At 38.1% G+C, this 24152-nt stretch carries 37 protein-coding genes; all 37 read right to left on the bottom strand.

All coding sequences use genetic code 11. From position 1 onward, the window contains the following. Window positions 1–587: 587 nt before the first annotated feature. The 37 genes from rpsI to fusA all read right to left on the bottom strand — a co-directional run bounded on the left by rpsI (window position 588) and on the right by fusA (window position 24139). On the bottom strand, window positions 588–980 hold the full coding sequence (gene rpsI / locus NSS71_RS22575; protein ID WP_047943731.1) for a 30S ribosomal protein S9: 393 nt from the start codon (window positions 978–980) through the stop codon (window positions 588–590). A gap of 22 nt (window positions 981–1002) precedes the next feature. Beyond that, on the bottom strand, window positions 1003–1440 hold the full coding sequence (rplM, locus tag NSS71_RS22570) for a 50S ribosomal protein L13 (protein WP_047943730.1): 438 nt from the start codon (window positions 1438–1440) through the stop codon (window positions 1003–1005). A 329-nt stretch (window positions 1441–1769) separates the two neighbouring features. Then, window positions 1770–2507, bottom strand: coding sequence for a tRNA pseudouridine(38-40) synthase TruA (truA, locus tag NSS71_RS22565; protein WP_305781558.1), 738 nt, complete (start codon window positions 2505–2507; stop codon window positions 1770–1772). A gap of 11 nt (window positions 2508–2518) precedes the next feature. After that, entirely contained in the window at window positions 2519–3313 is a 795-nt protein-coding gene (locus NSS71_RS22560; RefSeq protein ID WP_047943728.1) for an energy-coupling factor transporter transmembrane component T family protein, read from the bottom strand. Further along, entirely contained in the window at window positions 3313–4185 is an 873-nt protein-coding gene (locus NSS71_RS22555; RefSeq protein WP_047943727.1) for an energy-coupling factor ABC transporter ATP-binding protein, read from the bottom strand. Before NSS71_RS22555 ends, NSS71_RS22560 begins: the two co-directional genes overlap by 1 nt. Then, window positions 4161–5000 carry an energy-coupling factor ABC transporter ATP-binding protein gene (locus NSS71_RS22550; RefSeq protein ID WP_095259479.1) on the bottom strand — a complete coding sequence of 280 codons (840 nt, stop codon included), beginning with the start codon at window positions 4998–5000 and terminating at the stop codon, window positions 4161–4163. The genes NSS71_RS22555 and NSS71_RS22550 overlap by 25 nt, the downstream gene beginning before the upstream one ends. 495 nt (window positions 5001–5495) lie before the next feature. Beyond that, window positions 5496–5858: a 50S ribosomal protein L17 gene (rplQ, locus tag NSS71_RS22545; protein ID WP_016204582.1), complete on the bottom strand. Its 363-nt coding sequence runs from the start codon at window positions 5856–5858 to the stop codon at window positions 5496–5498. Window positions 5859–5922: 64 nt separating this feature from the next. Beyond that, complete coding sequence (locus NSS71_RS22540) at window positions 5923–6867, bottom strand: DNA-directed RNA polymerase subunit alpha (protein WP_016204581.1); 945 nt, start codon at window positions 6865–6867, stop codon at window positions 5923–5925. Window positions 6868–7039: 172 nt separating this feature from the next. Next, on the bottom strand, window positions 7040–7429 hold the full coding sequence (gene rpsK / locus NSS71_RS22535) for a 30S ribosomal protein S11 (protein ID WP_016204580.1): 390 nt from the start codon (window positions 7427–7429) through the stop codon (window positions 7040–7042). 22 nt (window positions 7430–7451) lie between these two features. Beyond that, window positions 7452–7817, bottom strand: a complete 366-nt coding sequence (gene rpsM, locus NSS71_RS22530; RefSeq protein WP_016204579.1) for a 30S ribosomal protein S13 — start codon at window positions 7815–7817, stop codon at window positions 7452–7454. 22 nt (window positions 7818–7839) lie between these two features. Further along, window positions 7840–7953, bottom strand: coding sequence for a 50S ribosomal protein L36 (gene rpmJ, locus NSS71_RS22525; protein ID WP_000868344.1), 114 nt, complete (start codon window positions 7951–7953; stop codon window positions 7840–7842). A gap of 37 nt (window positions 7954–7990) precedes the next feature. Then, window positions 7991–8209 carry a translation initiation factor IF-1 gene (gene infA / locus NSS71_RS22520; protein WP_016204578.1) on the bottom strand — a complete coding sequence of 73 codons (219 nt, stop codon included), beginning with the start codon at window positions 8207–8209 and terminating at the stop codon, window positions 7991–7993. Window positions 8210–9043: 834 nt separating this feature from the next. Further along, on the bottom strand, window positions 9044–9694 hold the full coding sequence (locus NSS71_RS22515; protein WP_061800912.1) for an adenylate kinase: 651 nt from the start codon (window positions 9692–9694) through the stop codon (window positions 9044–9046). A 61-nt stretch (window positions 9695–9755) separates the two neighbouring features. Next, window positions 9756–11051 (bottom strand): preprotein translocase subunit SecY, encoded by a 1296-nt coding sequence (gene secY, locus NSS71_RS22510; RefSeq protein WP_047943724.1) that lies wholly within the window; start codon window positions 11049–11051, stop codon window positions 9756–9758. Beyond that, on the bottom strand, window positions 11051–11491 hold the full coding sequence (gene rplO, locus NSS71_RS22505; protein ID WP_047943723.1) for a 50S ribosomal protein L15: 441 nt from the start codon (window positions 11489–11491) through the stop codon (window positions 11051–11053). The genes secY and rplO overlap by 1 nt, the downstream gene beginning before the upstream one ends. A gap of 32 nt (window positions 11492–11523) precedes the next feature. Beyond that, a complete protein-coding gene (gene rpmD, locus NSS71_RS22500) occupies window positions 11524–11706 on the bottom strand; it encodes a 50S ribosomal protein L30 (protein WP_016204574.1) in 183 nt (60 codons plus the stop codon). A 13-nt stretch (window positions 11707–11719) separates the two neighbouring features. Next, window positions 11720–12220 carry a 30S ribosomal protein S5 gene (rpsE, locus tag NSS71_RS22495; RefSeq protein WP_047943722.1) on the bottom strand — a complete coding sequence of 167 codons (501 nt, stop codon included), beginning with the start codon at window positions 12218–12220 and terminating at the stop codon, window positions 11720–11722. Window positions 12221–12244: 24 nt separating this feature from the next. Next, entirely contained in the window at window positions 12245–12607 is a 363-nt protein-coding gene (gene rplR, locus NSS71_RS22490; RefSeq protein WP_047943721.1) for a 50S ribosomal protein L18, read from the bottom strand. A gap of 32 nt (window positions 12608–12639) precedes the next feature. Continuing rightward, window positions 12640–13176: a 50S ribosomal protein L6 gene (gene rplF, locus NSS71_RS22485; protein ID WP_047943720.1), complete on the bottom strand. Its 537-nt coding sequence runs from the start codon at window positions 13174–13176 to the stop codon at window positions 12640–12642. Window positions 13177–13207: 31 nt separating this feature from the next. Beyond that, on the bottom strand, window positions 13208–13606 hold the full coding sequence (rpsH, locus tag NSS71_RS22480; RefSeq protein ID WP_016204570.1) for a 30S ribosomal protein S8: 399 nt from the start codon (window positions 13604–13606) through the stop codon (window positions 13208–13210). 30 nt (window positions 13607–13636) lie between these two features. After that, the gene (rpsN, locus tag NSS71_RS22475) at window positions 13637–13822 is read right to left on the bottom strand and encodes a 30S ribosomal protein S14 (RefSeq protein WP_009499044.1); all 186 of its coding nucleotides are present in this window, start codon (window positions 13820–13822) and stop codon (window positions 13637–13639) included. Window positions 13823–13847: 25 nt separating this feature from the next. Further along, window positions 13848–14387, bottom strand: a complete 540-nt coding sequence (gene rplE, locus NSS71_RS22470; protein ID WP_144581433.1) for a 50S ribosomal protein L5 — start codon at window positions 14385–14387, stop codon at window positions 13848–13850. Between the two features lie 27 nt (window positions 14388–14414). Further along, complete coding sequence (rplX, locus tag NSS71_RS22465; RefSeq protein ID WP_016204568.1) at window positions 14415–14726, bottom strand: 50S ribosomal protein L24; 312 nt, start codon at window positions 14724–14726, stop codon at window positions 14415–14417. A gap of 36 nt (window positions 14727–14762) precedes the next feature. Beyond that, window positions 14763–15131 (bottom strand): 50S ribosomal protein L14, encoded by a 369-nt coding sequence (gene rplN / locus NSS71_RS22460; RefSeq protein ID WP_016204567.1) that lies wholly within the window; start codon window positions 15129–15131, stop codon window positions 14763–14765. A gap of 38 nt (window positions 15132–15169) precedes the next feature. Beyond that, a complete protein-coding gene (gene rpsQ / locus NSS71_RS22455) occupies window positions 15170–15433 on the bottom strand; it encodes a 30S ribosomal protein S17 (protein WP_031537905.1) in 264 nt (87 codons plus the stop codon). Between the two features lie 20 nt (window positions 15434–15453). Next, a complete protein-coding gene (gene rpmC / locus NSS71_RS22450; protein WP_003351417.1) occupies window positions 15454–15657 on the bottom strand; it encodes a 50S ribosomal protein L29 in 204 nt (67 codons plus the stop codon). After that, window positions 15647–16081 carry a 50S ribosomal protein L16 gene (rplP, locus tag NSS71_RS22445; RefSeq protein ID WP_016204565.1) on the bottom strand — a complete coding sequence of 145 codons (435 nt, stop codon included), beginning with the start codon at window positions 16079–16081 and terminating at the stop codon, window positions 15647–15649. Before rplP ends, rpmC begins: the two co-directional genes overlap by 11 nt. Before the next feature lies 1 nt (window position 16082). Further along, window positions 16083–16739, bottom strand: coding sequence for a 30S ribosomal protein S3 (gene rpsC, locus NSS71_RS22440; protein ID WP_047943718.1), 657 nt, complete (start codon window positions 16737–16739; stop codon window positions 16083–16085). Between the two features lie 3 nt (window positions 16740–16742). Next, window positions 16743–17084 carry a 50S ribosomal protein L22 gene (rplV, locus tag NSS71_RS22435; RefSeq protein WP_047943717.1) on the bottom strand — a complete coding sequence of 114 codons (342 nt, stop codon included), beginning with the start codon at window positions 17082–17084 and terminating at the stop codon, window positions 16743–16745. Between the two features lie 18 nt (window positions 17085–17102). Beyond that, on the bottom strand, window positions 17103–17381 hold the full coding sequence (gene rpsS / locus NSS71_RS22430) for a 30S ribosomal protein S19 (protein WP_016204562.1): 279 nt from the start codon (window positions 17379–17381) through the stop codon (window positions 17103–17105). A 60-nt stretch (window positions 17382–17441) separates the two neighbouring features. Then, window positions 17442–18272 (bottom strand): 50S ribosomal protein L2, encoded by an 831-nt coding sequence (rplB, locus tag NSS71_RS22425; protein WP_341152058.1) that lies wholly within the window; start codon window positions 18270–18272, stop codon window positions 17442–17444. A 30-nt stretch (window positions 18273–18302) separates the two neighbouring features. After that, window positions 18303–18587 carry a 50S ribosomal protein L23 gene (gene rplW / locus NSS71_RS22420; RefSeq protein ID WP_016204560.1) on the bottom strand — a complete coding sequence of 95 codons (285 nt, stop codon included), beginning with the start codon at window positions 18585–18587 and terminating at the stop codon, window positions 18303–18305. Further along, window positions 18587–19210, bottom strand: a complete 624-nt coding sequence (rplD, locus tag NSS71_RS22415) for a 50S ribosomal protein L4 (protein WP_047943716.1) — start codon at window positions 19208–19210, stop codon at window positions 18587–18589. Before rplD ends, rplW begins: the two co-directional genes overlap by 1 nt. A 28-nt stretch (window positions 19211–19238) precedes the next feature. Beyond that, the gene (gene rplC / locus NSS71_RS22410; RefSeq protein ID WP_047943715.1) at window positions 19239–19865 is read right to left on the bottom strand and encodes a 50S ribosomal protein L3; all 627 of its coding nucleotides are present in this window, start codon (window positions 19863–19865) and stop codon (window positions 19239–19241) included. Window positions 19866–19904: 39 nt separating this feature from the next. Beyond that, window positions 19905–20213 carry a 30S ribosomal protein S10 gene (gene rpsJ / locus NSS71_RS22405; protein WP_009336571.1) on the bottom strand — a complete coding sequence of 103 codons (309 nt, stop codon included), beginning with the start codon at window positions 20211–20213 and terminating at the stop codon, window positions 19905–19907. Window positions 20214–20758: 545 nt separating this feature from the next. Further along, the gene (gene tuf, locus NSS71_RS22400; RefSeq protein ID WP_047943714.1) at window positions 20759–21946 is read right to left on the bottom strand and encodes an elongation factor Tu; all 1188 of its coding nucleotides are present in this window, start codon (window positions 21944–21946) and stop codon (window positions 20759–20761) included. A gap of 117 nt (window positions 21947–22063) precedes the next feature. After that, the gene (fusA, locus tag NSS71_RS22395; protein WP_047943713.1) at window positions 22064–24139 is read right to left on the bottom strand and encodes an elongation factor G; all 2076 of its coding nucleotides are present in this window, start codon (window positions 24137–24139) and stop codon (window positions 22064–22066) included. Between the last annotated feature and the right edge of the window lie 13 nt (window positions 24140–24152).

Genomic DNA, 24152 nt, shown 5'->3' with positions numbered 1-24152 from the left:
TCCGCTCTATAAATGAGGTAAGTGTGCAATGAGCAGAAAATCTACTTTGTTCCTTATATCTTTGATAAGATCACCTGCAGCACACCATTTACATTCAAAATATACAATGGACTCTCATGGTTAACAATATCCCTTCCTCATTCCATGCTCTTTAACATTGATAAACTGCAGTGGTTGATCCCCCATAAAAACTCATAACTATTATTCATCTCGCTCAATTGCGCCTCCCATTAAGCTCTAATATAACACTTTTCTCAATTTCATTATAATAATAAAAAAAGTCTGTGGTTCAAAAATGGAACAATTTGAGACTAATTTTATCCATTTGTCCAATTTATACAGAAACAGCGCAACTCTCGTTCTAAATAATTCTTCATTTTTCAATAAAAATTGGGCAATAATCTAGTTTAATGAGGAGTAAGGTGGAAAATTACACTCCATCGTTTCGCTGGAGAAAAATAATAGTATATAGTCTGAGGTTCATGAAGGATTCTGTTATGAGGTGTCATCAAATATAATAACAGACAACTTTTAGACATAAAAAAACTCCTTCCACCGAAGTGAAAAGAGTCTTTGAACCCCATTGATTAACGTTTTGAGAACTGAGGTGCACGACGAGCGCCTTTAAGACCGTATTTTTTACGTTCTTTCATACGAGCGTCACGAGTTAATAATCCTGCGCGTTTTAATGTTGGACGGTATTCAGGATCTACTTGAAGTAAAGCACGAGCGATACCATGACGGATAGCGCCAGCTTGACCAGTATAACCTCCACCGTTAACATTTACTAAAATATTGTAGCTTCCAGTTGTTTCAGTAGCCACTAATGGTTGTTTAACAACTTCGCGTAAAGCTGCAAACGGGATATAATTTTCGATTTCACGACCATTGATGATGATTTGTCCGTCACCTGGAACTAAACGTACACGAGCAACAGAGCTTTTACGACGACCAGTACCGATATATTGAACCTGTGCCATTTGTTTTACCTCCCTTTATTAATTATCCACGAAGTTCGTAAACTTCTGGTTGTTGAGCTTGGTGCGGATGTTCGCTACCAGCATATACGTGTAATTTTCTAAACATTTGACGACCAAGAGAATTCTTTGGAAGCATACCTTTGATTGCAAGTTCTAACATTTGCTCTGGATATTTAGTACGCATTTCTAAAGCAGTTCTTTGCTTTAATCCACCTGGGTGCATAGAGTGACGGTAGTAAATTTTGTCAGTTAATTTTTTACCAGTCAATTCAATTTTTGAAGCATTTAAAATAATTACATGATCACCAGTATCCACATGAGGTGTGAAAGTTGGTTTATGTTTACCACGTAGAATTGATGCAATCTCACTAGCAAGACGCCCTAAAGTTTGGCCTTCAGCATCAATCACGTACCATTTACGATCAACATTGTTTGAATTAGCCATAAACGTTGTACGCATGAGTTTCCCTCCTGAAATGTTAAAGTTATAGTTTGTTTTAAAATATAAATGTCTGTTCTTACGTCTATATGTTCACACAATTAAGTTCCGGGGCTTAATGTGGGTTTAAAATACATACCATATTATGATATATCCTAGAGTAGCATATGTCAAGGGAATGTTACACCAGGTTTAGTTGTTATGAGAAAAAAATCTTTTTTTCGTGACTTTTACTCAAAGAACAACACTTTTTACTTATAAGAAAAGGATTCCTTGGTCACTTTCTGTACTCTTTTTGGAAAAGGAGGAAAGCATTAGTCTCCTCTCCCCAGCGTCGCAAGAATCATGGTTTAATACCATACCTTCCAAAGATACAATCCATTTGCAGAGGCTGTTTTTCCTGCTGCCTTTCTATCCTTTTTCTCTAAAATTACGGGAATATCTTGTGGTAACTTTTTCCCTCTTCCTACATCTAATAAGGTACCGACCATAATCCGCACCATATTATAAAGGAATCCATTCCCTTGGAAAGAAAAAATTAACATATTGTCTTCCTCTGTAAGCTTTACTCCAGTAATCGTTCTTACTTTTCTTTCTTTGTCTGTTTTAGCAGAGCAAAAACTAGTAAAATCATACTCTCCAATAAAATAACTTAGTGCTTCCCTCATCGCCTCCATATTTAGAGCATATGGATAATAATAGGCATAATTACGTTTAAAGGGATCTCTCCGCTCTCCTAATTGAATAAAATAGCGATACTCTTTCGCCGTTACATTATATCTGGCATGAAAGGAGTCGGGTACTGTCTCTGCATCTGCAACCACAATATCGTGAGGTAAAAGAGTATTTAGGGCAATCGGCCACTTATCTGCAGGTATATCAAGAGAGCTATCAAAATGAATAACTTGTCCCTTTGCATGTACGCCAGCATCCGTTCTACCCGAAGCTTGAATCTTTACTTCTACTCCTTTATGGAGCTTTTTTAAAGCCTTTTCGATTTCCCCTTGTATGGTTCGATCCTTTGGCTGGATTTGAAACCCACTATAATTCGATCCATCATAGCTAATTGTACATTTATATCTTTGCATCGCATTCTCCATTATGTTCTTAACACAAACAGCATAGCTGTTATTAGTAACAGAATAATAATCATTATGGTATCAATAGGATTCCAGATTAATTGGCGGTATTTCGTTCTTCCTTCTCCACCTTGATAGCCACGTGCCTCCATCGCAATAGCAAGCTCCTCTGCTCTTTTAAAGGAATTAACAAATAAAGGGATCAATAAAGGAATAATTGCTTGTACACGGCTTTTAATGGAGCCACTAGAGAATTCTACCCCTCTTGCCATCTGAGCCTTCATAATCTTTTCTGTCTCATCCATTAAAGTCGGAATAAATCGCAAGGAGATAGACATCATAAGCGCCAGCTCATAAACAGGAAATTTCACCTTTTTTAGTGGACCTAATAATGTTTCAATTGCATCCGTTAACTCAATTGGCGTAGTTGTCAGCGTAAGCAAGGATGTCATGATAATGAGCAAGAAGAAGCGAATAGAAATGAGAATCCCCATTCTAATACCTTCTTTATAAATCGTAATCCATCCCCATTCAAACAATAGCTCTCCATTCTTCGTGAAAAAAATATGCAAAATAAACGTAAAAATAATTAACCAAAAAATTGGCCTCAGTCCTAAATAAATGTACTTAATCGGTACATTGGAGATGGCGACTAAAGTACCTACATATACAATCAATAGCAAATAGCTCCAAATATTATTAGCCAAAAATACAATACAAATAAATAGGAAAACAAGTAGTAACTTGGAACGAGGATCCATTCTGTGTAATGTAGAATCAACGGGAATAAAACGCCCTATAATCATTTTTCCCATTAACTGCTCCCTACTTTCTTCTGAAGATACACTGCTAACTCATCCGTAAAATCTTCCATGTTTAAGTGAACCCGTTCCATCTTCATTCCGAATTTTGCTTCTACTTTCTTTTGGAATCGTACAACTTCAGGAACATTCAATCCAATAGCAGCTAAATCCTCTGCTTCTTTAAAAATTTCTATTGGAGTCCCTTGACGATGAACTTTCCCTTTATTCATAATGACTATTTGATCTGCATAATGAGCAGCATCCTCCATACTATGTGTAACTAGAACAGTCGTTAAATTTCGCTCTTTATGAAGCTTATAAAACATATCCATAATTTCTCGTCTGCCTCTTGGATCTAAGCCAGCTGTCGGCTCGTCTAATACAAGTACATCTGGTTCCATAGCCAGCACACCAGCAATAGCTATTCTTCTCATCTGACCGCCTGATAAATCAAACGGAGATTTCATAAGAAAATCTTCCGACAATCCTACCTCACTTAATGCCTTCACAGCTCTGATCTTTGCTTCTGATTCAGGAATACCAAAATTGAGAGGACCAAAACAGATATCCTTTTCTACTGTTTCTTCAAACAACTGTTGTTCTGGAAACTGAAAAACAATGCCCACTCTTTGCCGGATACTCCGTAAGTTCTTATGTTTCTGTCCACCCTCAAGTATACGGTCACCTATTACCACTTTCCCTTTAGACGGGGTTAAAAGAGCATTAAGATGCTGTAAAATGGTAGATTTACCTGAACCAGTATGACCTATAACGGCAACATAGCTTCCAGAAGGAATATTAAAACTTACATCCTCTATCGCTAAGCGCTCAAACGGAGAATTTTCCTGGTAACGATACTCTACTTTTTGAAGTGAGATGTCCATATGCCTGTCACCAACTCTTCTTCTGTTAAATATATTTCCTCTAATGAAATACCTTTGTTTATTAAGCTTTCTCTAACCTTAATAGTAAAAGGTATATCTAAACCTATTTCAACAAGTTCCTTCTGCAGTTTAAATATTTCCTTAGGACTACCTTCCTTATATACCCTACCCTTATTCATTACGATAATCCGGTCTGCCTTAGCAGCTTCATCTAGGTCATGAGTAATCGAGATAATGGTCATATTTTCTTTTTGCAGCTCTCTCATAATATCAAAGACTTCTTCTCTTCCCTGAGGATCAAGCATAGAGGTAGCCTCATCTAATATGATAATTTCAGGTTTCAATGCAATTATTCCTGCAATAGCAACTCTCTGTTTTTGTCCTCCAGACAGATGGTGCGGCTCTTGATCAAGAAAAGATAACATCTTTACTTTTTCCAAAGAACGCTCTACTCTTGTTACCATCTCACTTCTTGGAACAGCGTTATTTTCTAAACCAAAAGCCACATCATCCTTCACCGTTGTACCAACAAACTGGTTATCAGGATTCTGGAATACCATTCCTACCTTTTTCCTTATGTCCCAGACAGACTCCTCCGTTATCGGAATACCATCGATGACTATAGAACCTTCATGAGAGTATTGTAATCCATTTAATAACTTCGCTAACGTAGATTTACCTGAACCATTATGTCCAACTATCGCAACCCACTCACCAGCGTTTATATGAAAAGAAACATGATTAAGGGCAAATTCTGTCTGCTCCTCATATTTAAAAGATACATCTTCTACCTTTACTAAAATCTTTTGGTCCATTACATTCCCACCATTTACCTGCCAGATATTGTTGATTATAAATAAAGTAAAATTACTACATTCCTATTAATGACTATCAACCTGCATGTAATAACCCACTGAAAATATTTCAATTTTTTATTCTAACTCATTGTTAAAGCAAGATAAAAAAATAAACTCGCCAATTGGGCGAGCTTTGAATTGGTTTAACATAAGATTATTTGTATAATCTTTGATATCCTTTTTCTATGCTTGTTAAATATATCTTATGGTATTCCACTTCTTAGCACCCTGCAGTTCTAATAAAACATGAAAAAAGCCCGCACCTCTTTCTAACGATTTAAATCCAAAGAAGAGGTGCACGAGCTAGACGAGTCATTAAAAAAGATAAATGCTCATCATAACACTCTATATTGGCTTGATCTAAAAGTGAGGATTATTAAAGAAAAAGGGCACTTGAACAAGTTTCATAACAATATAAACTGTCCCGCACCCTAAGTTTCTTTGAAAATCCTATTACACTAACTCGATAATTACCATTGGTGCTCCGTCTCCACGACGAGGTCCCATTTTCATGATACGAGTGTAACCACCTTGACGATCAGTATAACGAGCAGCAACATCACTGAACAACTTTTGTACAGCATCTTGGTTTGTTTCAGCATTAGCAACTTCATGACGTACATAAGCAGCTGCTTGACGACGTGCATGTAGATCTCCACGTTTACCAAGTGTAATCATTTTTTCTACAACAGAACGAAGTTCTTTTGCACGAGCTTCAGTTGTTTCAATGCGCTCATTGATGATTAAGTCTGTAGTTAAGTCACGTAACATAGCTTTACGTTGTGCGCTTGTGCGTCCTAACTTTCTGTAACCCATGTGAGATTCCCTCCTTTTGTTAAAATACAAGCTTTATAGATATCGTTCATAATCAAGAGACTTCTCAGTCGTCTTTTCTTAATCCTAATCCAAGCTCTTCTAATTTATGTTTTACTTCTTCAAGAGATTTTCTACCTAAGTTTCGAACTTTCATCATATCTTCTTCCGTCTTATTCGCTAATTCTTGTACGGTATTAATACCAGCACGTTTTAAGCAGTTATAAGAACGAACAGAAAGATCTAATTCTTCGATTGTCATCTCAAGAACTTTTTCTTTTTGATCTTCTTCTTTTTCTACCATAATCTCAGCATTCTGTGCTTCGTCAGTTAATCCAACAAAGATATTCAAATGCTCAGTTAAAATCTTTGCACCAAGTGCGATAGCATCTTGAGGACCTGTACTACCGTCAGTCCACACGTCAAAAGTTAACTTATCATAATTAGTCAATTGACCAACACGAGTATTCTCTACTTGATAAGAAACACGAGATACTGGCGTAAAGATAGAGTCAATAGGAATTACACCAATAGGTTGATCTTCACGTTTATTTTGCTCTGCTGGTGTGTATCCACGGCCACGCTTTGCAGTTAAACGCATGCGGAAATTTCCGTTACTACCTAATGTTGCGATATGAAGATCTGGATTTAAGATCTCTACATCACTATCATGTGTAATGTCTGCTGCTGTTACTACCCCTGCACCTTGCATATCAATCTCTAAAGTTTTTTCATCATCAGAGTATATTTTCAATGCTAGCTTTTTGATATTTAATATGATAGCTGTAACATCTTCTACGACGCCTTCAATAGTTGAGAACTCATGAAGTACCCCATCAATTTGAATGGATGTGACAGCGGCACCTGGCAGTGAGGATAGTAGAATACGACGTAAGGAGTTACCCAAAGTAGTACCATATCCACGCTCAAGTGGCTCTACGACGAACTTACCATATTTGGCATCATCGTTGATCTCAACCGTTTCGATTTTTGGTTTTTCTATTTCGATCATCAAGATATACCCTCCTTCAAAACGTCGAAACCTCGGCAATTTTTACCGAAATTCCCCATGTTTACGTTCCCGCTTGTGCACAACAACTGGGTTAGTTAATAAATCTGTACGGGTTCTAAAAGTTTTAGTCATATCCCATTATAGACAAGGATAGAAAATTTATACAGAAAAATTAAACTCGGCGACGTTTAGGTGGTCGGCAACCATTATGAGGAACTGGAGTTACGTCTCTGATCGCTGTAACTTCTAGTCCTGCAGCTTGAAGAGCACGAATAGCAGCTTCACGACCTGCACCTGGTCCTTTAACTGTTACTTCTAAAGTTTTCATACCGTGTTCCATAGATGCTTTTGCAGCAGTTTCAGCAGCCATTTGTGCAGCGAATGGAGTAGATTTACGAGAACCTCTGAATCCAAGTGCACCAGCGCTTGACCATGAAAGAGCATTTCCATGAACGTCTGTAATAGTTACGATAGTATTGTTGAAAGTAGAACGAATATGAGCAACACCAGACTCAATATTCTTTTTAACACGACGTTTACGTGTATTAGTTTTACGTGCCATTATAATGTACCTCCTTTACCGATTATTTTTTCTTATTAGCTACAGTCTTACGAGGACCTTTGCGAGTACGAGCGTTGTTTTTCGTGTTTTGTCCACGAACTGGTAAACCACGACGGTGACGAAGGCCACGGTAGCAACCAATTTCCATTAGACGCTTAATATTTAAAGAAATCTCACGACGAAGATCCCCTTCTACTTTTAAACCGTCAATGATATCACGGATCTTGTTTAATTCATCTTCCGTTAAATCACGAACGCGTGTATCTTCAGAAACACCAGCTTCTGCTAATACTTTTTGTGCAGTATTTTTTCCAATACCGTAAATGTAAGTTAAAGATATTACTACACGTTTTTCACGTGGAATATCCACACCAGCAATACGTGCCATCTATATGCGCACCTCCTTGTTATTAACCTTGTTTTTGTTTGTGTTTAGGGTTTTCACAGATAACCATAACTTTACCACGTCTGCGGATAACTTTACATTTTTCGCAGATTGGTTTAACAGATGGTCTAACTTTCATTATCCTAACCTCCTTGATAGTACGGAGTGCAATCAGATTATTTAAAGCGGTAAGTAATTCTTCCGCGAGTTAAGTCATATGGAGATAACTCAACCGTTACTTTATCACCAGGTAAAATACGGATGAAATGCATGCGAATTTTACCAGAAACGTGAGCCAATACAGTATGACCATTTTCTAATTCTACCTTAAACATGGCGTTCGGCAAAGTTTCAGTGATTGTGCCTTCAATTTCGATTACATCGTCTTTAGCCATCGAAAATCTCTCCTTTCCATAAAAAAATACGAGATCCATCTTAACTAATATAGCAAAGTGTAGCTCTTCTTGTCACACGATCGGTGTACATTAAACTACTCTGAACTGCTCCTATAATATAATAAAACTGCATTTAACTGCAACTAATTGATTATACCATAAGAGAAGGTACTTCGTCCGCTATTAATTATAAAAAAATATAATAATAGGCAAAGAAATAGAAAAAGGTTTAATGCTACCAACTAAACTTAGCATTGCTAGATCATTCATTTTAAGAAAGAAATGATCTTTCCTCTCATTACGAACATTCTATCAACAGCCTTTTGTCTTATCGTATCGAAGTATACAAGCATTTATATGACCTTTTTCAAGAAAAATTATCATTCTTCAAGAGTCTAGCCTTAAAACTTCCCACTCATACTTGGTTTCACTTGAAAAGCCACATAGATTTCGTATTTCAAGGATTTCGTAGACTGTTCGACAACTGCACACCTGTTTCTAATACCAATCGTCATAATAGAAAGAATAATAGTTACATTACCTTCTTCACTACTAGATAAAAAAGCAATTCAAGCGGAGTTACCATGAAATCCAAAATACTCTGCACCAATTATCTAAATTGATTAATCTTTTAACGAAGATAAACATGTCAAAATAACACGGTTATGCTTTTTTTGTTACAGATATAACCATGAAAATTATTATACCTTTTGAAAAAAGGAAATGCATCATGTTTAGGAATAAACTCCTCAGCCATTTCATCCCAATTCTTCTATTTATTATCTCTGATTTATTCCATGCTAGAGAACAGATTAGTCAAAGCAAAAGTTACTCTTATTTTAAAGTACTTAATAATTCGTCAAGATCTACGAATACTTTATTAATATCTTGTTGTCCATTGATATTACGAAGATAACCTTTTGACTCATAGAAATCAAGTAATGGTTGAGACTGCTTGATATTAACTTCTAAACGATTTTTCACTGTTGCTTCATTATCATCAGCGCGTTGGTATAATTCGCCTCCACAACGATCACATGTATCTGGCTTGGTTGGCGGATTAAACACTAGATGATAGGTCGCACCACAGCTTTTACAAATACGTCTGCCTGTTAAACGCTCCATTAATATCTCTTGATCCACTTGAACATTGATACAAAAGTCTAGTTTCTTATTCAAATCAGACAAAATATTTTCTAAAGCTTCTGCTTGAGGAACTGTACGAGGAAAACCATCTAAAAGAAAACCTTTTTCACAGTCATCCTTGCTAAGTCTTTCGCGAACAATACCAATTGTCACTTCATCTGGTACTAATTCACCTTTATCCATAAAAGATTTTGCCTTTAGTCCAAGTTCTGTTTCGTCTTTCATAGCCGCACGGAACATGTCGCCAGTTGAAATATGAGGGATGTCGTACTTCGCGACAATCTTCTCAGCTTGTGTACCTTTACCTGCGCCAGGGAGCCCCATTAAGACTAAATTCATGCGTATTCCCCCTCAAGTTCTCTTACATAAAATTCAAGGGACAAGCGTCCCCTAAATTATACTATTTAATAAAACCTTTATAGTGTCGTTTTACTAATTGAGATTCTAATTGCTTCATTGTTTCCAATGCCACCCCAACCACGATTATAATACTTGTTCCGCCAATCTGAGCCGATTGTGGAAGCCCTGCAATATTAATGAAAAATACAGGAAGTATTGCAATAATGGCTAAGAATAGAGCTCCAACTAGTGTTAAACGAGATAGAACACGTGATAAATAATCTTGCGTACTTTTACCAGGTCGAATACCTGGAATATATCCACCTTGTTTTTTCAGGTTTTCAGAAACTTGTTCTGGATTCACCTGAATGAAAGCATAGAAATAAGTAAAAGCAAGGATTAATACCGTATATATAATCATTCCTATTGGATGAGTATAGTCAAATACTCTTTGTATCCAGGAAGTAACGTCGTTTTGCGGTAAGAATGATGCAATAGTTCTCGGTGTAACCAAGAAGGAAACTGCAAAGATAACTGGAATAACACCAGCAGAGTTTACTTTCAACGGTAAATGTGTTGATTGTCCACCTGTGCTGCTATTTCCGTTTACCATTCTTTTAGCATATTGAATTGGTATCTTTCTAAGAGCTTGCTGAATGAAAATTACTCCTACTACTATTGCAATGACAGCTAGAACGATTAAAGCTAACGTAACAATATTAAGGAATAATTGATCACCCGGGTTGTCAAACTGCTGAGCATAGATTTGATTAGCAATAGAAGGAATTCCGGCTGCGATACCAGCAAAAATGATAATAGAAATACCATTCCCAACCCCTTTAGAAGTAATTAGTTCTCCTAACCACATTAAAAAGGCTGTACCAGCTGTTAACACAAGAGAAATTACCAAATAGGATGAAAATCCAGGTTTTGTAATCAATGCACCACCAGCAAGATTATTAAAACCGTATGACATACCAAAACCTTGGATAAGTGCTAGAACGATTGTAAAGTAACGCGTAAACTGCGTTAATTTTCTTCGTCCAGCCTCACCCTGTTTTGACCATTCCGTAAATTTTGGTACAACATCCATTTGTAATAAGCTTACAATAATAGACGCTGTAATATACGGCATGATTCCCATTGCAAGAATAGAAAAATTCTTTAGTGCTCCACCACCGAAAGTATTTAAAATTCCGAAGGCGCTAAAAGCATCTTGTGCTTTTAAAAAGTCTGCATTCACATATGGTACAGGAATAAATGTACCAAGACGAAATATAATCAACATTAATAGGGTGAATATGATTTTTCGTCTTATTTCACCCACGCGCATAAAATTGGAGATTGTCTGAAACATCAGATCACCTCTGTTTGACCGCCGGCAGCTTCAATAGCTTCCTTTGCAGCAGAGGAGAATTTATGAGCTTTAACAGTAAGCTTTTTCTCTACGTTGCCTTTTGCAAGAATCTTAATTCCTGCTTTTTCGTTGCTAACAACTCCTGTTTCGATAAGAAGTTCTGGAGTTACTTCAGTTCCCTCTTCAAAACGATTTAGAGTATCTAAATTAACAATAGCGTATTCTTTACGGTTGATATTAGTAAAACCACGTTTAGGTAAACGACGGAATAAAGGCGTTTGACCACCTTCGAATCCAGGTCTTACACCCCCACCTGAACGTGCGTTTTGACCTTTATGACCTTTACCAGCAGTTTTACCATTACCTGAACCGATACCGCGCCCTTTGCGTTTACGTTCTTGACGAGAACCTTCTGCAGGTTTTAATTCATGAAGTTTCATTTTGGCACCTCCTTATTGAAGAAGAATGATTTTTAATTTTCTTTTACAGTTACAAGATGTGATACTTTATTGATCATACCGCGAATTGCAGCATTATCTTGTTGAACAACTGTTTGATTTACCTTACGTAATCCTAAAGCTTTAACTGTTTCGCGTTGGTCTTGCGGACGACCAATTACGCTTCTAGTGAGGGTAATTTCCAGATTGTTTGCCATTTAATTTCCCTCCTTATCCTAACAGTTCTTCTACTGATTTTCCACGTAACTTCGCTACGTCTTCAGCACGTTTTAATTGTTTTAAACCGTCTAAAGTGGCACGAACCATGTTAATTGGTGTGTTAGTACCTAATGACTTAGATAAGATATCAGCTACACCAGCTAATTCAAGCACAGCACGTACTGGACCACCAGCGATAACCCCTGTACCTGCAGAAGCAGGCTTCAATAGGATTTCACCAGCTCCGAAATGTCCGATAATTTCGTGTGGAATTGTTGTACCAACCATTGGTACTTCAATAAGATTTTTCTTCGCATCTTCAACCGCTTTGCGAATTGCATCAGGTACTTCTTGAGCTTTACCAGTACCAAAACCAACGTTACCATTTTTGTCCCCAACTACTACTAGAGCAGAGAAACGAAAACGACGTCCACCTTTAACAACTTTCGCTACACGGTTAACTGTAACTACGCGTTCTTCAAGTTCAAGTTTGTTTGGATCAATACGACGCATCTTTTTATGTCCCTCCTTTGTCTATTAAAATTCTAGGCCGTTCTCACGAGCAGCATCAGCTAAAGCTTTTACGCGACCATGATATAAATATCCTCCGCGGTCAAATACTACTGATTTAATTCCTTTTTCTACAGCACGTTTAGCTACTAATTCACCGATCTTAACTGCAGCTTCTAAATTACCAGTAGATTCAAGGTTAAGCTCTTTATCTAATGAAGATGCACTTGCGATTGTTACACCGTTAACATCATCAATTAATTGAGCGTAAATGTGTTTGTTTGAACGGAACACATTTAAACGAGGACGAGCTTCAGTTCCGCTAAGTTTAGAACGCACACGTGCGTGTCTTTTCTTACGAACTTGATTTTTATCAGCCTTCGTAATCATTTAGGTCACTCCTTTCGTTTACCTATGCGGCATTACTTACCAGTTTTACCTTCTTTTCTACGTACATATTCGCCTTCATAACGGATACCTTTCCCTTTATAAGGTTCTGGTGGACGAACGTCACGAATGTTAGCAGCAAGTGCTCCAACACGCTCTTTACTAGTTCCTTTTACAACTACTTTCGTAGCAGATGGTACTTCGATTTCAATACCAGCTTCTGGTTCGATTTCTACTGGATGAGAGTAACCTACGTTCAATACAAGTTTGTTTCCTTGTTTTTGAGCACGGTAACCGACACCGATTAATTCAAGACCTCTTTCAAAGCCTTTTGAAACACCCTCCACCATGTTAGATAACAATGCACGAGTTGTTCCATGTAATGCACGATGTTCCTTCACATCAGAAGGACGAGTTACATTAATCACGTTTTCTTCTAAGCTGATCGCAATATCAGAATTAAAAGTACGAGTTAATTCACCTTTAGGACCTTTCACCGTTACAGTACTTTTATCAATAGTAACTGTAACGCCTGCTGGTACTTCGATTGGTTTTTTACCTACACGAGACATTTAGTTGCACCTCCATTCATTAAACCTATTATTACCAAACGTATGCTAATACTTCTCCGCCAACTTGTTTCGCACGAGCTTCTTTATCAGTAAGTACTCCTTGAGAAGTAGAAACTAATGCAATTCCAAGACCGTTTAATACACGAGGTACTTCTGTTGCTTTCGCATAAACACGAAGACCAGGTTTACTAATTCTTTTAAGTCCAGTAATTACACGCTCGTTGCTTGAACCGTATTTTAAGAAAATGCGGATAATACCTTGTTTGTTGTCTTCGATATATTCTACATCACGTACAAAACCTTCACGCTTTAAGATTTCAGCGATCTCTTTTTTGATGTTAGAAGCAGGAACTTCTAATTTTTCGTGACGAACCATATTCGCATTACGGATTCTTGTAAGCAAATCTGCAATTGGATCTGTCATAACCATTTGTATTTACCTCCTTCCCAATATCGGGTTTTACCAGCTAGCTTTTTTCACACCAGGAATTTGTCCCTTATACGCTAATTCGCGGAAACAAATACGGCAAAGCTTAAATTTACGGTACACAGAATGTGGACGACCACAACGTTCGCAACGTGTGTATTCTTGTACTTTATATTTAGGCGTGCGTTTTTGTTTCGCAATCATTGACTTCTTAGCCACATCTTCGCCTCCCTCTAATTAGAGATTACTTTTGGAACGGCATTCCAAATTGAGTTAACAGTTCACGAGCTTCTTCATCTGTGTTTGCAGTTGTAACGATAACAATATCCATTCCTCTAACTTTGTTTACTTTATCGTAATCAATTTCAGGGAAAATCAATTGTTCTTTAACACCTAGAGTGTAGTTACCGCGTCCATCAAATGATTTTTTAGATACACCACGGAAGTCACGTACACGTGGAAGAGAAACAGATACAAGTTTATCAAGGAATTGATACATGCGTTCTCCACGAAGAGTAACTTTTGCTCCGATAGGCATTCCTTCACGTAGACGGAAACCTGCAATTGACTTCTTAGCACGAGTGATTACTGGCTTTTGACCTGTAATTTGTGCTAATTCTTCAACAGCAACATCTAATGCTTTAGCGTTTGCTACCGCATCACCGACACCCATGTTAACAACGATTTTTTCCAGTTTTGGAACTTCCATAACTGATTTATAATTGAACTTGCTCATAAGAGCAGGAGTAGTTTCTTTAACAAATTTTTCTTTTAGGCGGTTCATTCATTGTACCTCCCTTCTTCATTTGAACTATTTATCTAGAATTTCACCGGATTTTTTCGCTACGCGTACTTTTTTACCATCAACCGTTTTTGATCCTACACGAGTAGGTTCACCAGTTTTAGGGTCGATAGGCATAACGTTGGATACATGAATAGCAGCTTCCTGGTCATTGATTCCACCTTGTGGATTCAATTGGGATGGCTTAGAGTGCTTCTTAACAATGTTGATTCCTTCAACGATCACGCGATCTTTTTTAGGGAATGCAGCAAGAACAACACCAGTTTTGCCTTTATCCTTACCAGAGATGACCATTACTTTGTCACCTTTTTTAACATGCATCTTTTCGCACCTCCTTAAAGGCAATTAAAATTTATATTATAGTACTTCTGGAGCTAATGATACAATCTTCATAAAGTTGTTGTCGCGAAGTTCGCGTGCAACTGGTCCAAAGATACGTGTTCCACGTGGACTCTTATCATCACGGATAATTACACATGCGTTTTCATCGAAACGAATGTAAGTACCGTCTGCACGACGAACACCACTTTTAGTTCTAACGACTACTGCTTTAACTACGTCACCTTTTTTAACAACGCCACCTGGTGTTGCTTGTTTCACAGTAACGACGATGATATCACCGATGTTTGCAGTTTTACGTCCTGAACCACCAAGAACTTTAATAGTAAGTACTTCACGAGCACCAGAGTTGTCAGCAACTTTCAAACGTGATTCTTGTTGAATCATGTGTGTAACCTCCCTTCGGGATGCTTAATTCCGAACAATTATATAATAACTGCTTTTTCTACTACTTCTACAAGACGGAAACGTTTTGTAGCTGATAACGGGCGAGTTTCCATAATGCGTACGATATCGCCAGTTTTTGCTGTGTTTTGCTCATCATGAGCTTTATACTTCTTAGAGTATTTCACGCGTTTGCCATATAAAGGGTGTTTTTTGTATGTTTCAACAACAACTGTAATGGTTTTATCCATTTTATCAGATACAACACGACCAGTATAGACTTTGCGTTGATTGCGTTCGCTCATTCTACGAACCTCCTCTCAACTTATCGATTATTGACGCCGATTTCTCTCTCACGAATGACAGTTTTCATTCGAGCGATCGCTTTGCGTACTTCACGAATGCGAGCTGTATTTTCAAGTTGTCCAGTCGCTAATTGAAAGCGAAGGTTGAAAAGCTCTTCTTTTAAGGATTTAACTTTTTGTTCAATTTCAGCAGTGGTAAGGTCACGAATTTCATTAGCTTTCATTAGTTTCACCACCAATTTCTTCACGTTTTACAAACTTACATTTAACAGGAAGTTTGTGCGCTGCAAGACGAAGAGCTTCACGAGCGATCTCTTCAGATACACCAGCTACTTCGAACATAATTTTTCCAGGCTTAACTACCGCTACCCAACCTTCAGGAGCACCCTTACCGGAACCCATTCGGACTTCAAGAGGCTTAGCAGTGTAAGGCTTATGAGGGAAAATTTTAATCCAAACTTTACCGCCACGTTTCATATAACGTGTCATTGCAATACGAGCAGACTCGATTTGACGGTTTGTAATCCAAGAAGCTTCTAAAGATTGTAAACCGTATTCACCGAATGCAACCTCTGTACCACCTTTTGCTTGACCACGCATTTTACCACGATGAACACGACGATATTTTACACGTTTAGGTAGTAACATATTATTTGCCTCCTTCCTCAGTTTTCTTCTTCGTTGGAAGGATCTCTCCACGATAGATCCAAACTTTTACACCTAATTTACCATATGTTGTATCAGCTTCAGCAGTTGCATAGTCGATATCTGCGCGTAGAGTGTGCAATGGAACAGTTCCTTCGCTATAAGACTCTGAACGAGCGATATCTGCGCCGCCTAGACGACCTGATACCATTGTTTTGATACCTTTAGCACCAGCACGCATTGAACGTTGGATTGCTTGTTTTTGAGCACGGCGGAAAGATACACGGTTTTCTAATTGACGAGCAATGTTCTCAGCAACTAGTTTCGCATCCATATCTGCTCTTTTAATTTCTAAAATATTGATGTGTACACGTTTGCCAGTAAGTGAGTTAAGAGCTTTACGTAAAGCTTCAACTTCTGTACCACCTTTACCAATAACCATACCTGGTTTAGCAGTGTGGATAGTAACATTTAAGCGGTTAGCAGCACGCTCGATTTCTACTTTAGAAACAGAAGCATCACTTAGGCGTTTTGTAATATACTCACGTACCTTTAGGTCTTCGTGTAAAAGATCAGCATAATCTTTACCTGCGAACCATTTAGATTCCCAGTCACGAATGATCCCAACACGTAAACCGACTGGATTTACTTTTTGACCCACTAATTACCCCTCCTTCTTTTCTGATACAACGATAGTGATGTGGCTAGTACGTTTGTTGATTTGACTTGCACGACCTTGTGCACGTGGACGGAATCTCTTTAGAGTTGGTCCTTCATTAACGTATGCTTGCTCAACCACTAGGTTATTAATATCCATTTCGTAGTTATGCTCTGCGTTAGCAATAGCAGATTTTAAAACTTTCTCTACGATTGGAGAAGCTGCTTTTGGAGTTAACTTCAAAATAGCTACCGCTTCACCAACTTGCTTTCCTCGAATTAAATCTACGACTAAACGAGCTTTACGAGGAGCAATACGAACTGTATTTGCAACAGCTTTTGCTTGCATTAGAATGCCCTCCTCTCATTAACGTCTTGTTTTCTTATCGTCACTTGCATGACCTTTGTAAGTACGAGTTGGAGCAAATTCTCCAAGTTTGTGACCTACCATGTCTTCAGTAACATAAACTGGAACATGTTTACGACCATCATAAACAGCGATTGTTTGACCGATGAATTGTGGGAAGATCGTAGAACGACGAGACCAAGTTTTCACAACTTGCTTCTTATCACTATCACTTAATTTTTCGATCTTTGTTAGTAAATGATCATCAACAAAAGGTCCTTTTTTTAAGCTGCGACCCATAATGGAACCTCCCTTCGTGATTGTTCTACGGTTCTATCATTGAACCGTAGTTCAACCCCGTTATTTTTTACGGCTACGTACAATAAATTTATCAGATTTATTTTTCTTGCTACGCGTTTTGTAACCAAGTGTTGGTTTACCCCATGGAGACATTGGTGATTTACGTCCGATTGGAGCGCGTCCTTCACCACCACCGTGTGGATGGTCATTAGGGTTCATTACAGATCCACGTACAGTTGGGCGTTTACCTAACCAACGATTACGACCTGCTTTACCAATGTTGATTAATTCGTGTTGTTCATTACCAACTTGACCGATTGATGCACGGCAAGTAGCAAGAATTAAACGAACTTCACCAGAATTTAAACGTACAAGTACGTATTTTCCTTCTTTACCAAGCACTTGAGCGCTTGTTCCAGCAGAGCGAACTAATTGTCCACCTTTACCTGGTTTTAACTCGATGTTGTGGATTACTGTACCAACTGGAATGTTAGCAAGTGGTAATGCATTACCTGGCTTGATATCAGCCTCAGGTCCTGACATAACTTCTAATCCAACTTCTAAATTTTTCGGTGCAAGAATGTAGCGTTTTTCACCGTCTACATAATTGACTAACGCGATATTAGCAGATCTGTTTGGATCGTACTCAATTGTAGCAACGCGTCCTGGAATGCCATCTTTGTCACGTTTAAAATCGATTACACGATATTGACGCTTATGACCTCCACCTTGATGACGAACAGTTAACTTACCTTGGTTATTACGGCCGCCTTTTCTGTGTAAAGGAGCAAGTAATGACTTTTCAGGAGTACTTGTAGTGATTTCACTAAAGTCTGAAGATGTCATATTACGTCGACCATTGGAGGTAGGTTTATATTTTTTAATCGCCATTTGTGTTCCCTCCTCTTCTAAATATTATTATTAAGCTTCAAAGAATTCGATTTCTTTGCTGTCAGCTGTTAATTTAACAATTGCCTTACGACGTTTGTTTGTGTATCCACCAAAACGTCCCATACGCTTGAATTTACCTTTGTAGTTCATGATGTTAACTTTTTCAACTTTAACGCCAAAGATTTCTTCAACAGCATCTTTAACTTGAGTTTTATTAGCTCTTACATCAACTTCAAACGTGTATTTTTTATCAACCATTAAATCAGTAGAACGTTCAGTGATAACGGGGCGCTTAATCGTATCGCGTGCATCCATTATGCAAGCACCTCCTCTACTTTTTCAACCGCTGCTTTTGTCATGATTAATTTATCATGGTTTAAAACATCTAATACTGTAATTCCAGAAGCAGTAACAACTGTTACCCCCGGGATGTTACGAGCAGATAATGCTACGTTTTCATCAAGGTCAGCTGTAACGATTAATGCTTTCTTTTCTACAGAAAGATTACCTAATACGGCTTTGAAATCTTTAGTTTTAGGTGCCTCAAAAGCAAGGCTTTGTAATACTAAAATATTTTCTTCTAATACTTTAGTAGATAATGCAGACTTAATTGCTAATCTACGAACTTTTTTAGGTAATTTATAGCTGTAGCTACGCGGTACCGGTCCAAATACCGTACCACCACCACGCCATTGTGGAGATCTGATAGATCCTTGACGTGCACGTCCTGTACCTTTTTGGCGCCATGGCTTACGTCCACCACCAGCAACCTCAGAACGAATTTTAGTTTTATGAGTTCCTTGACGTAAAGAAGCTCTTTGCATAACAACTGCTTCAAATAAAACACTTTTGTTAGGCTCGATACCAAATACTGATTCATTTAATTCGATATCTCCAGCTTGCTTACCGTCTTGGTTGAATAATGCAACTTTAGGCATTCTTATTTCCTCCTTTCCAGATTAATAATTATGCTTTAACAGCAGTTTTAATTTTTAATAAAGCTTTTCTAGCTCCAGGTACATTACCTTTGATTAATAGTAGATTGCGCTCTGCATCCACTTTAACAATTTCTAAGTTTTGAACAGTAATCTGTTCTCCACCCATACGTCCTGGTAATGCTTTACCTTTGAATACACGGTTTGGCGCTACAGGTCCCATTGAACCTGGACGACGATGGTAACGAGAACCGTGAGCCATTGGTCCGCGAGATTGTCCATGGCGCTTGATTGAACCTTGGAAACCTTTCCCTTTAGAGATACCTGTTACATCCACTATATCGCCTTCAGCGAAAATACTTACATTGACTTCTTGACCAACCTCATACTCTTCTACGCTAACATCTCTAAATTCACGAACGAAGCGCTTAGGAGCAGTACTTGCTTTAGCAACATGTCCTTGTTCAGGTTTGTTAGCTAACTTTTCACGTTTGTTTTCAAAACCGATTTGTACTGCTGCATAGCCATCAGCTTCAACAGTTTTCTTTTGAAGAACAACGTTTTCAGCAGCTTCCACTACTGTTACAGGGATAAGATTGCCGTTATCAGCGAATACTTGAGTCATACCTATTTTTCTTCCTAAGATTCCTTTGGTCATTTAAGTCACACCTCCTGATTGTTTAAATGTTTATTTCAATTATAATTTAATTTCGATATCTACACCTGACGGTAAATCCAGACGCATTAGTGAATCAACTGTTTGTGGAGTTGGGTTCACGATGTCGATTAGACGTTTATGCGTACGCATTTCAAACTGTTCACGAGAATCTTTATATTTATGAACCGCACGTAGGATTGTGTATATAGACTTCTCTGTTGGTAACGGAATCGGTCCAGATACAGCAGCACCAGAACGTTTTGCAGTTTCAACGATTTTCTCAGCTGATTGATCTAAAATTCTATGATCATACGCTTTTAAACGAATACGAATTTTTTGTTTTGCCATTATTTTCCCTCCTTTTCGCCTATTTTAGAATAGACATTCTCCGCAGGAATTTCCCACACACTCGCCATGGCAAAGCGGCCGGGTGTGTCAGCAACCTCCCACATCATCGCAAGTCAAAGACCAACATTGTCTATTATACATAAAAACGCCTAGAAAAGCAACAACATTTATTATTTTTCTTTCGTTTTAGTACACTCAGATTATTATACATATTCTAAGATCATATTTCAACCCAATGTATAATTGTCAGTCAATTGGTAATGAACCATTTAGATTTAAGAAAACTATTAGTAAGACTTTTATATTCTAACAAAAAGTAGTGAAAGATTATATAGAAAGATTTTGGAAAACCACTTTCTTCTATATTAATAACTCTATCTATTAAGCTAACCTTAAAATAATTAAACATATTTACTTCGACTTACATTTATCTCTATCTTCAAATATTAAAATTACCATTTACATACCTGTATCAATTTTATTAACAATAGATTTAATTACAAAAAAAACAAGCTGACGAATCAGCTTGTTTTTATCAAAGGTTATTATTCAACGATAGTAGCAACTACACCAGCGCCTACTGTACGTCCACCTTCACGAATAGAGAATTTAGTTCCTTCTTCGATAGCGATAGAAGAAATTAATTCAACATCCATTTCAATGTTGTCACCAGGCATAACCATTTCTACCCCTTCAGGTAAGTTACAAATACCAGTTACATCAGTTGTACGGAAGTAGAACTGAGGACGGTAGTTAGTGAAGAATGGAGTGTGACGTCCACCTTCTTCTTTTGATAATACGTAAACTTCAGCTTTGAATTTTACGTGTGGAGTAATTGTACCTGGTTTTGCTAATACTTGACCACGTTGGATTTCTTCACGAGCAACCCCACGAAGAAGTGCACCAATGTTATCTCCAGCTTCAGCATAATCAAGTAATTTACGGAACATTTCAACACCAGTTACAGTAGTTGATTTTTTCTCTTCAGCTAAACCGATGATGTCTACAACGTCACCAACTTTAACTTGTCCACGCTCAACACGACCAGTTGCAACTGTACCACGACCAGTAATTGAGAATACATCCTCAACTGGCATCATGAATGGTTTGTCAGTGTCACGAGTTGGAGTTGGGATATATTCATCAACTGCAGCCATAAGCTCAGTGATTTTTTCTTCCCAAGCAGCATCTCCTTCAAGAGCTTTAAGAGCAGAACCTTTAATTACAGGAATATCATCACCAGGGAATTCATATTCTGATAATAGGTCGCGTACTTCCATTTCTACTAATTCTAATAGTTCTTCGTCATCAACCATATCACATTTGTTTAAGAATACTACTAAGTGAGGTACACCAACTTGACGAGAAAGAAGGATGTGCTCACGAGTTTGTGGCATTGGACCATCAGTAGCAGATACTACTAAGATACCGCCATCCATTTGAGCAGCACCAGTGATCATGTTTTTAACATAGTCAGCATGTCCTGGGCAGTCAACGTGTGCATAGTGACGAGTAGCAGTTTCGTACTCAACGTGTGCAGTAGAGATTGTGATTCCACGCTCACGCTCTTCTGGAGCAGCGTCGATTTGATCATAACCGCGAGCTTCACCGCCACCAACTTTAGAAAGTACAGTTGTGATAGCAGCTGTTAATGTAGTTTTACCATGGTCAACGTGACCAATTGTTCCAATATTTACGTGTGGCTTAGAACGATCGTATTTAGCTTTTGCCATTAGGAAAATCCTCCTTTGATTTTTAAAAAATAAGTATTTTTATAGAGCTGTGATTAATGATCACAGCTTTATTGCCTACATAGTAGTTATACTTCATTAAAAAGGTAAAATCAACAATTACCCTTTATTTTTTTTGATGATCTCTTCAGAGATTGATTTTGGTACTTCTTCATAGTGATCAAACACCATTGAGAATACTCCACGACCTTGCGTGCTTGAACGTAATGTCGTAGCATAACCAAACATTTCAGAAAGAGGAACCATCGCACGAACAACTTGTGCGTTACCACGAGCTTCCATACCTTCAACACGTCCACGACGTGAAGTGATATTACCCATGATATCACCCATGTATTCTTCTGGAATTATAACTTCTACCTTCATAACAGGCTCAAGAATTACAGGATTACATTTAGATGCTGCATTTTTCAATGCCATTGAAGCAGCGATTTTGAACGCCATTTCAGATGAGTCAACATCATGGTATGATCCATCAAATAATTTAGCTTTGATGTCTACCATTGGATAACCAGCAAGCACTCCTCTTTGTAACGCATCTTCTAAACCAGCTTGAACTGGAGCGATGTATTCACGTGGAACAACACCACCGACGATAGCATTTTCAAATTCGAATCCTTTACCTTCTTCATTTGGTGAGAATTCAATCCAAACGTGTCCATATTGTCCACGTCCACCAGATTGACGTGTGAATTTCCCTTCAACTGCTGCAGAAGAACGGAATGTTTCACGGTAAGCAACCTGAGGAGCACCAACATTAGCTTCAACTTTGAATTCACGACGCATACGATCTACAAGAATATCTAAGTGAAGTTCACCCATACCAGCGATGATAACTTGACCAGTCTCCTGGTTAGTATGCGCACGGAACGTTGGATCTTCTTCTTGTAATTTTTGTAGTGCAGTTGTCATTTTATCTTGGTCAGCTTTTGATTTAGGTTCAATAGACAATTCGATAACCGGCTCTGGGAATTCCATTGATTCTAAGATTACTAAATCCTTTTCATCACATAGAGTATCTCCAGTAGTAGTATCTTTTAAACCTACAGCTGCTGCGATATCACCAGCATATACTTCTGTAATCTCTTGACGGCTGTTTGCGTGCATTTGCAGAATACGTCCTACGCGCTCACGCTTACCTTTTGTAGAGTTTTGTACATATGAACCGGAGCTCAATGTACCAGAGTATACACGGAAGAATGTCAGTTTACCAACGAATGGATCTGTCATTACTTTGAACGCAAGTGCAGCGAATGGCTCATCATCACTTGAGTGCTTTTCGATTACTTCATCTGAATCAGGAGCAGTACCTTTAATTGCAGGTACGTCTAATGGAGATGGTAAGTACTCAATAACAGCATCAAGCATTTTTTGTACACCTTTGTTTTTGAAAGCTGAACCACAGATTACTGGGTAGAATTCAACGTTAACTGTACCTTTACGGATAGCAGCTTTTAATTCATCAGTAGTGATTTCCTCACCACCAAGATATTTTTCCATTAACTCTTCATCAAGTTCAGCTACAGCCTCAACCAATTTCTCATGGTATTCTTCTGCTAACTCTCTGTAGTCTTCTGGAATTTCACGTTCTTGAATATCTGTTCCTAGGTCATTTCCGTAGAAAGTTGCTTTCATTTCAACTAAGTCAATGATACCTTCGAATTGATCTTCAGCACCAATTGGTAGTTGAATTGCATGAGCGTTTGCTTGTAAACGTTCATGTAAAGTTTTTAATGAATAAAGGAAGTCTGCACCGATTTTATCCATTTTGTTTACGAATACTACACGAGGTACACCATATGTTGTAGCTTGACGCCAAACAGTTTCTGTTTGTGGTTCAACACCAGATTGTGCATCAAGTACTGCAACAGCACCATCAAGTACGCGTAGGGAACGTTCAACTTCAACAGTGAAGTCTACGTGTCCTGGAGTATCGATGATGTTTACACGGTTACCTTTCCATTGTGCAGTTGTTGCTGCTGATGTGATGGTAATTCCACGCTCTTGTTCTTGCTCCATCCAGTCCATTTGAGATGCACCTTCGTGAGTTTCACCAATTTTGTGGATACGACCAGTGTAGTAAAGTACACGCTCAGTTGTAGTCGTTTTACCAGCATCAATATGTGCCATGATACCAATATTACGAGTGTTTTCTAAGGAGAACTCTCTTGCCATTTGGTCTTTCTCC

It is taken from the genome of Niallia sp. FSL W8-0951, from assembly GCF_038006525.1.
In the GTDB taxonomy this organism is placed as follows: domain Bacteria; phylum Bacillota; class Bacilli; order Bacillales; family Cytobacillaceae; genus Niallia; species Niallia circulans.
This window is presented reverse-complemented; position numbering and strand designations above follow the sequence as displayed.

Coding starts and splice junctions, on each gene's coding strand:
- rpsJ (WP_009336571.1), bottom strand. CDS start 20,213: ATGGCAAAACAAAAAATTCGTATTCGTTTAAAAGCGTATGATCATAGA.
- rpsM (WP_016204579.1), bottom strand. CDS start 7,817: ATGGCACGTATTGCTGGTGTGGATATTCCACGTGAAAAACGTGTAGTA.
- rpsE (WP_047943722.1), bottom strand. CDS start 12,220: ATGCGTCGTATTGATCCAAACAAACTTGAACTTGAAGAACGCGTAGTT.
- secY (WP_047943724.1), bottom strand. CDS start 11,051: ATGTTTCAGACAATCTCCAATTTTATGCGCGTGGGTGAAATAAGACGA.
- rplO (WP_047943723.1), bottom strand. CDS start 11,491: ATGAAACTTCATGAATTAAAACCTGCAGAAGGTTCTCGTCAAGAACGT.
- rplW (WP_016204560.1), bottom strand. CDS start 18,587: ATGGATGCACGCGATACGATTAAGCGCCCCGTTATCACTGAACGTTCT.
- rplV (WP_047943717.1), bottom strand. CDS start 17,084: ATGCAAGCAAAAGCTGTTGCAAATACAGTTCGTATTGCTCCTCGTAAA.
- rpsQ (WP_031537905.1), bottom strand. CDS start 15,433: ATGAGCGAACGCAATCAACGCAAAGTCTATACTGGTCGTGTTGTATCT.
- truA (WP_305781558.1), bottom strand. CDS start 2,507: ATGCAAAGATATAAATGTACAATTAGCTATGATGGATCGAATTATAGT.
- rpsK (WP_016204580.1), bottom strand. CDS start 7,429: ATGGCACGTAAAACTAATACACGTAAACGTCGTGTTAAAAAGAATATT.
- rplX (WP_016204568.1), bottom strand. CDS start 14,726: ATGCATGTTAAAAAAGGTGACAAAGTAATGGTCATCTCTGGTAAGGAT.
- rplF (WP_047943720.1), bottom strand. CDS start 13,176: ATGTCTCGTGTAGGTAAAAAACCAATCGAAGTACCAGCAGGCGTTACA.
- rplE (WP_144581433.1), bottom strand. CDS start 14,387: ATGAACCGCCTAAAAGAAAAATTTGTTAAAGAAACTACTCCTGCTCTT.
- NSS71_RS22515 (WP_061800912.1), bottom strand. CDS start 9,694: ATGAATTTAGTCTTAATGGGGCTCCCTGGCGCAGGTAAAGGTACACAA.
- NSS71_RS22555 (WP_047943727.1), bottom strand. CDS start 4,185: ATGGACATCTCACTTCAAAAAGTAGAGTATCGTTACCAGGAAAATTCT.
- rpmC (WP_003351417.1), bottom strand. CDS start 15,657: ATGAAAGCTAATGAAATTCGTGACCTTACCACTGCTGAAATTGAACAA.
- rpsH (WP_016204570.1), bottom strand. CDS start 13,606: ATGGTTATGACAGATCCAATTGCAGATTTGCTTACAAGAATCCGTAAT.
- rplP (WP_016204565.1), bottom strand. CDS start 16,081: ATGTTACTACCTAAACGTGTAAAATATCGTCGTGTTCATCGTGGTAAA.
- rpmD (WP_016204574.1), bottom strand. CDS start 11,706: ATGGCAAACAATCTGGAAATTACCCTCACTAGAAGCGTAATTGGTCGT.
- rpmJ (WP_000868344.1), bottom strand. CDS start 7,953: ATGAAAGTTAGACCATCTGTTAAACCAATCTGCGAAAAATGTAAAGTT.
- rplB (WP_341152058.1), bottom strand. CDS start 18,272: ATGGCGATTAAAAAATATAAACCTACCTCCAATGGTCGACGTAATATG.
- NSS71_RS22560 (WP_047943728.1), bottom strand. CDS start 3,313: ATGGGAAAAATGATTATAGGGCGTTTTATTCCCGTTGATTCTACATTA.
- fusA (WP_047943713.1), bottom strand. CDS start 24,139: ATGGCAAGAGAGTTCTCCTTAGAAAACACTCGTAATATTGGTATCATG.
- rplD (WP_047943716.1), bottom strand. CDS start 19,210: ATGCCTAAAGTTGCATTATTCAACCAAGACGGTAAGCAAGCTGGAGAT.
- rpsI (WP_047943731.1), bottom strand. CDS start 980: ATGGCACAGGTTCAATATATCGGTACTGGTCGTCGTAAAAGCTCTGTT.
- rpsS (WP_016204562.1), bottom strand. CDS start 17,381: ATGGGTCGCAGCTTAAAAAAAGGACCTTTTGTTGATGATCATTTACTA.
- rplM (WP_047943730.1), bottom strand. CDS start 1,440: ATGCGTACAACGTTTATGGCTAATTCAAACAATGTTGATCGTAAATGG.
- tuf (WP_047943714.1), bottom strand. CDS start 21,946: ATGGCAAAAGCTAAATACGATCGTTCTAAGCCACACGTAAATATTGGA.
- rplQ (WP_016204582.1), bottom strand. CDS start 5,858: ATGGGTTACAGAAAGTTAGGACGCACAAGCGCACAACGTAAAGCTATG.
- infA (WP_016204578.1), bottom strand. CDS start 8,209: ATGGCTAAAGACGATGTAATCGAAATTGAAGGCACAATCACTGAAACT.
- NSS71_RS22550 (WP_095259479.1), bottom strand. CDS start 5,000: ATGGACCAAAAGATTTTAGTAAAGGTAGAAGATGTATCTTTTAAATAT.
- rplN (WP_016204567.1), bottom strand. CDS start 15,131: ATGATTCAACAAGAATCACGTTTGAAAGTTGCTGACAACTCTGGTGCT.
- rplC (WP_047943715.1), bottom strand. CDS start 19,865: ATGACCAAAGGAATCTTAGGAAGAAAAATAGGTATGACTCAAGTATTC.
- rplR (WP_047943721.1), bottom strand. CDS start 12,607: ATGATTACGAAGGCTGATAAAAATCAAGTTCGTAAGAAAAGACACGCA.
- NSS71_RS22540 (WP_016204581.1), bottom strand. CDS start 6,867: ATGATCGAAATAGAAAAACCAAAAATCGAAACGGTTGAGATCAACGAT.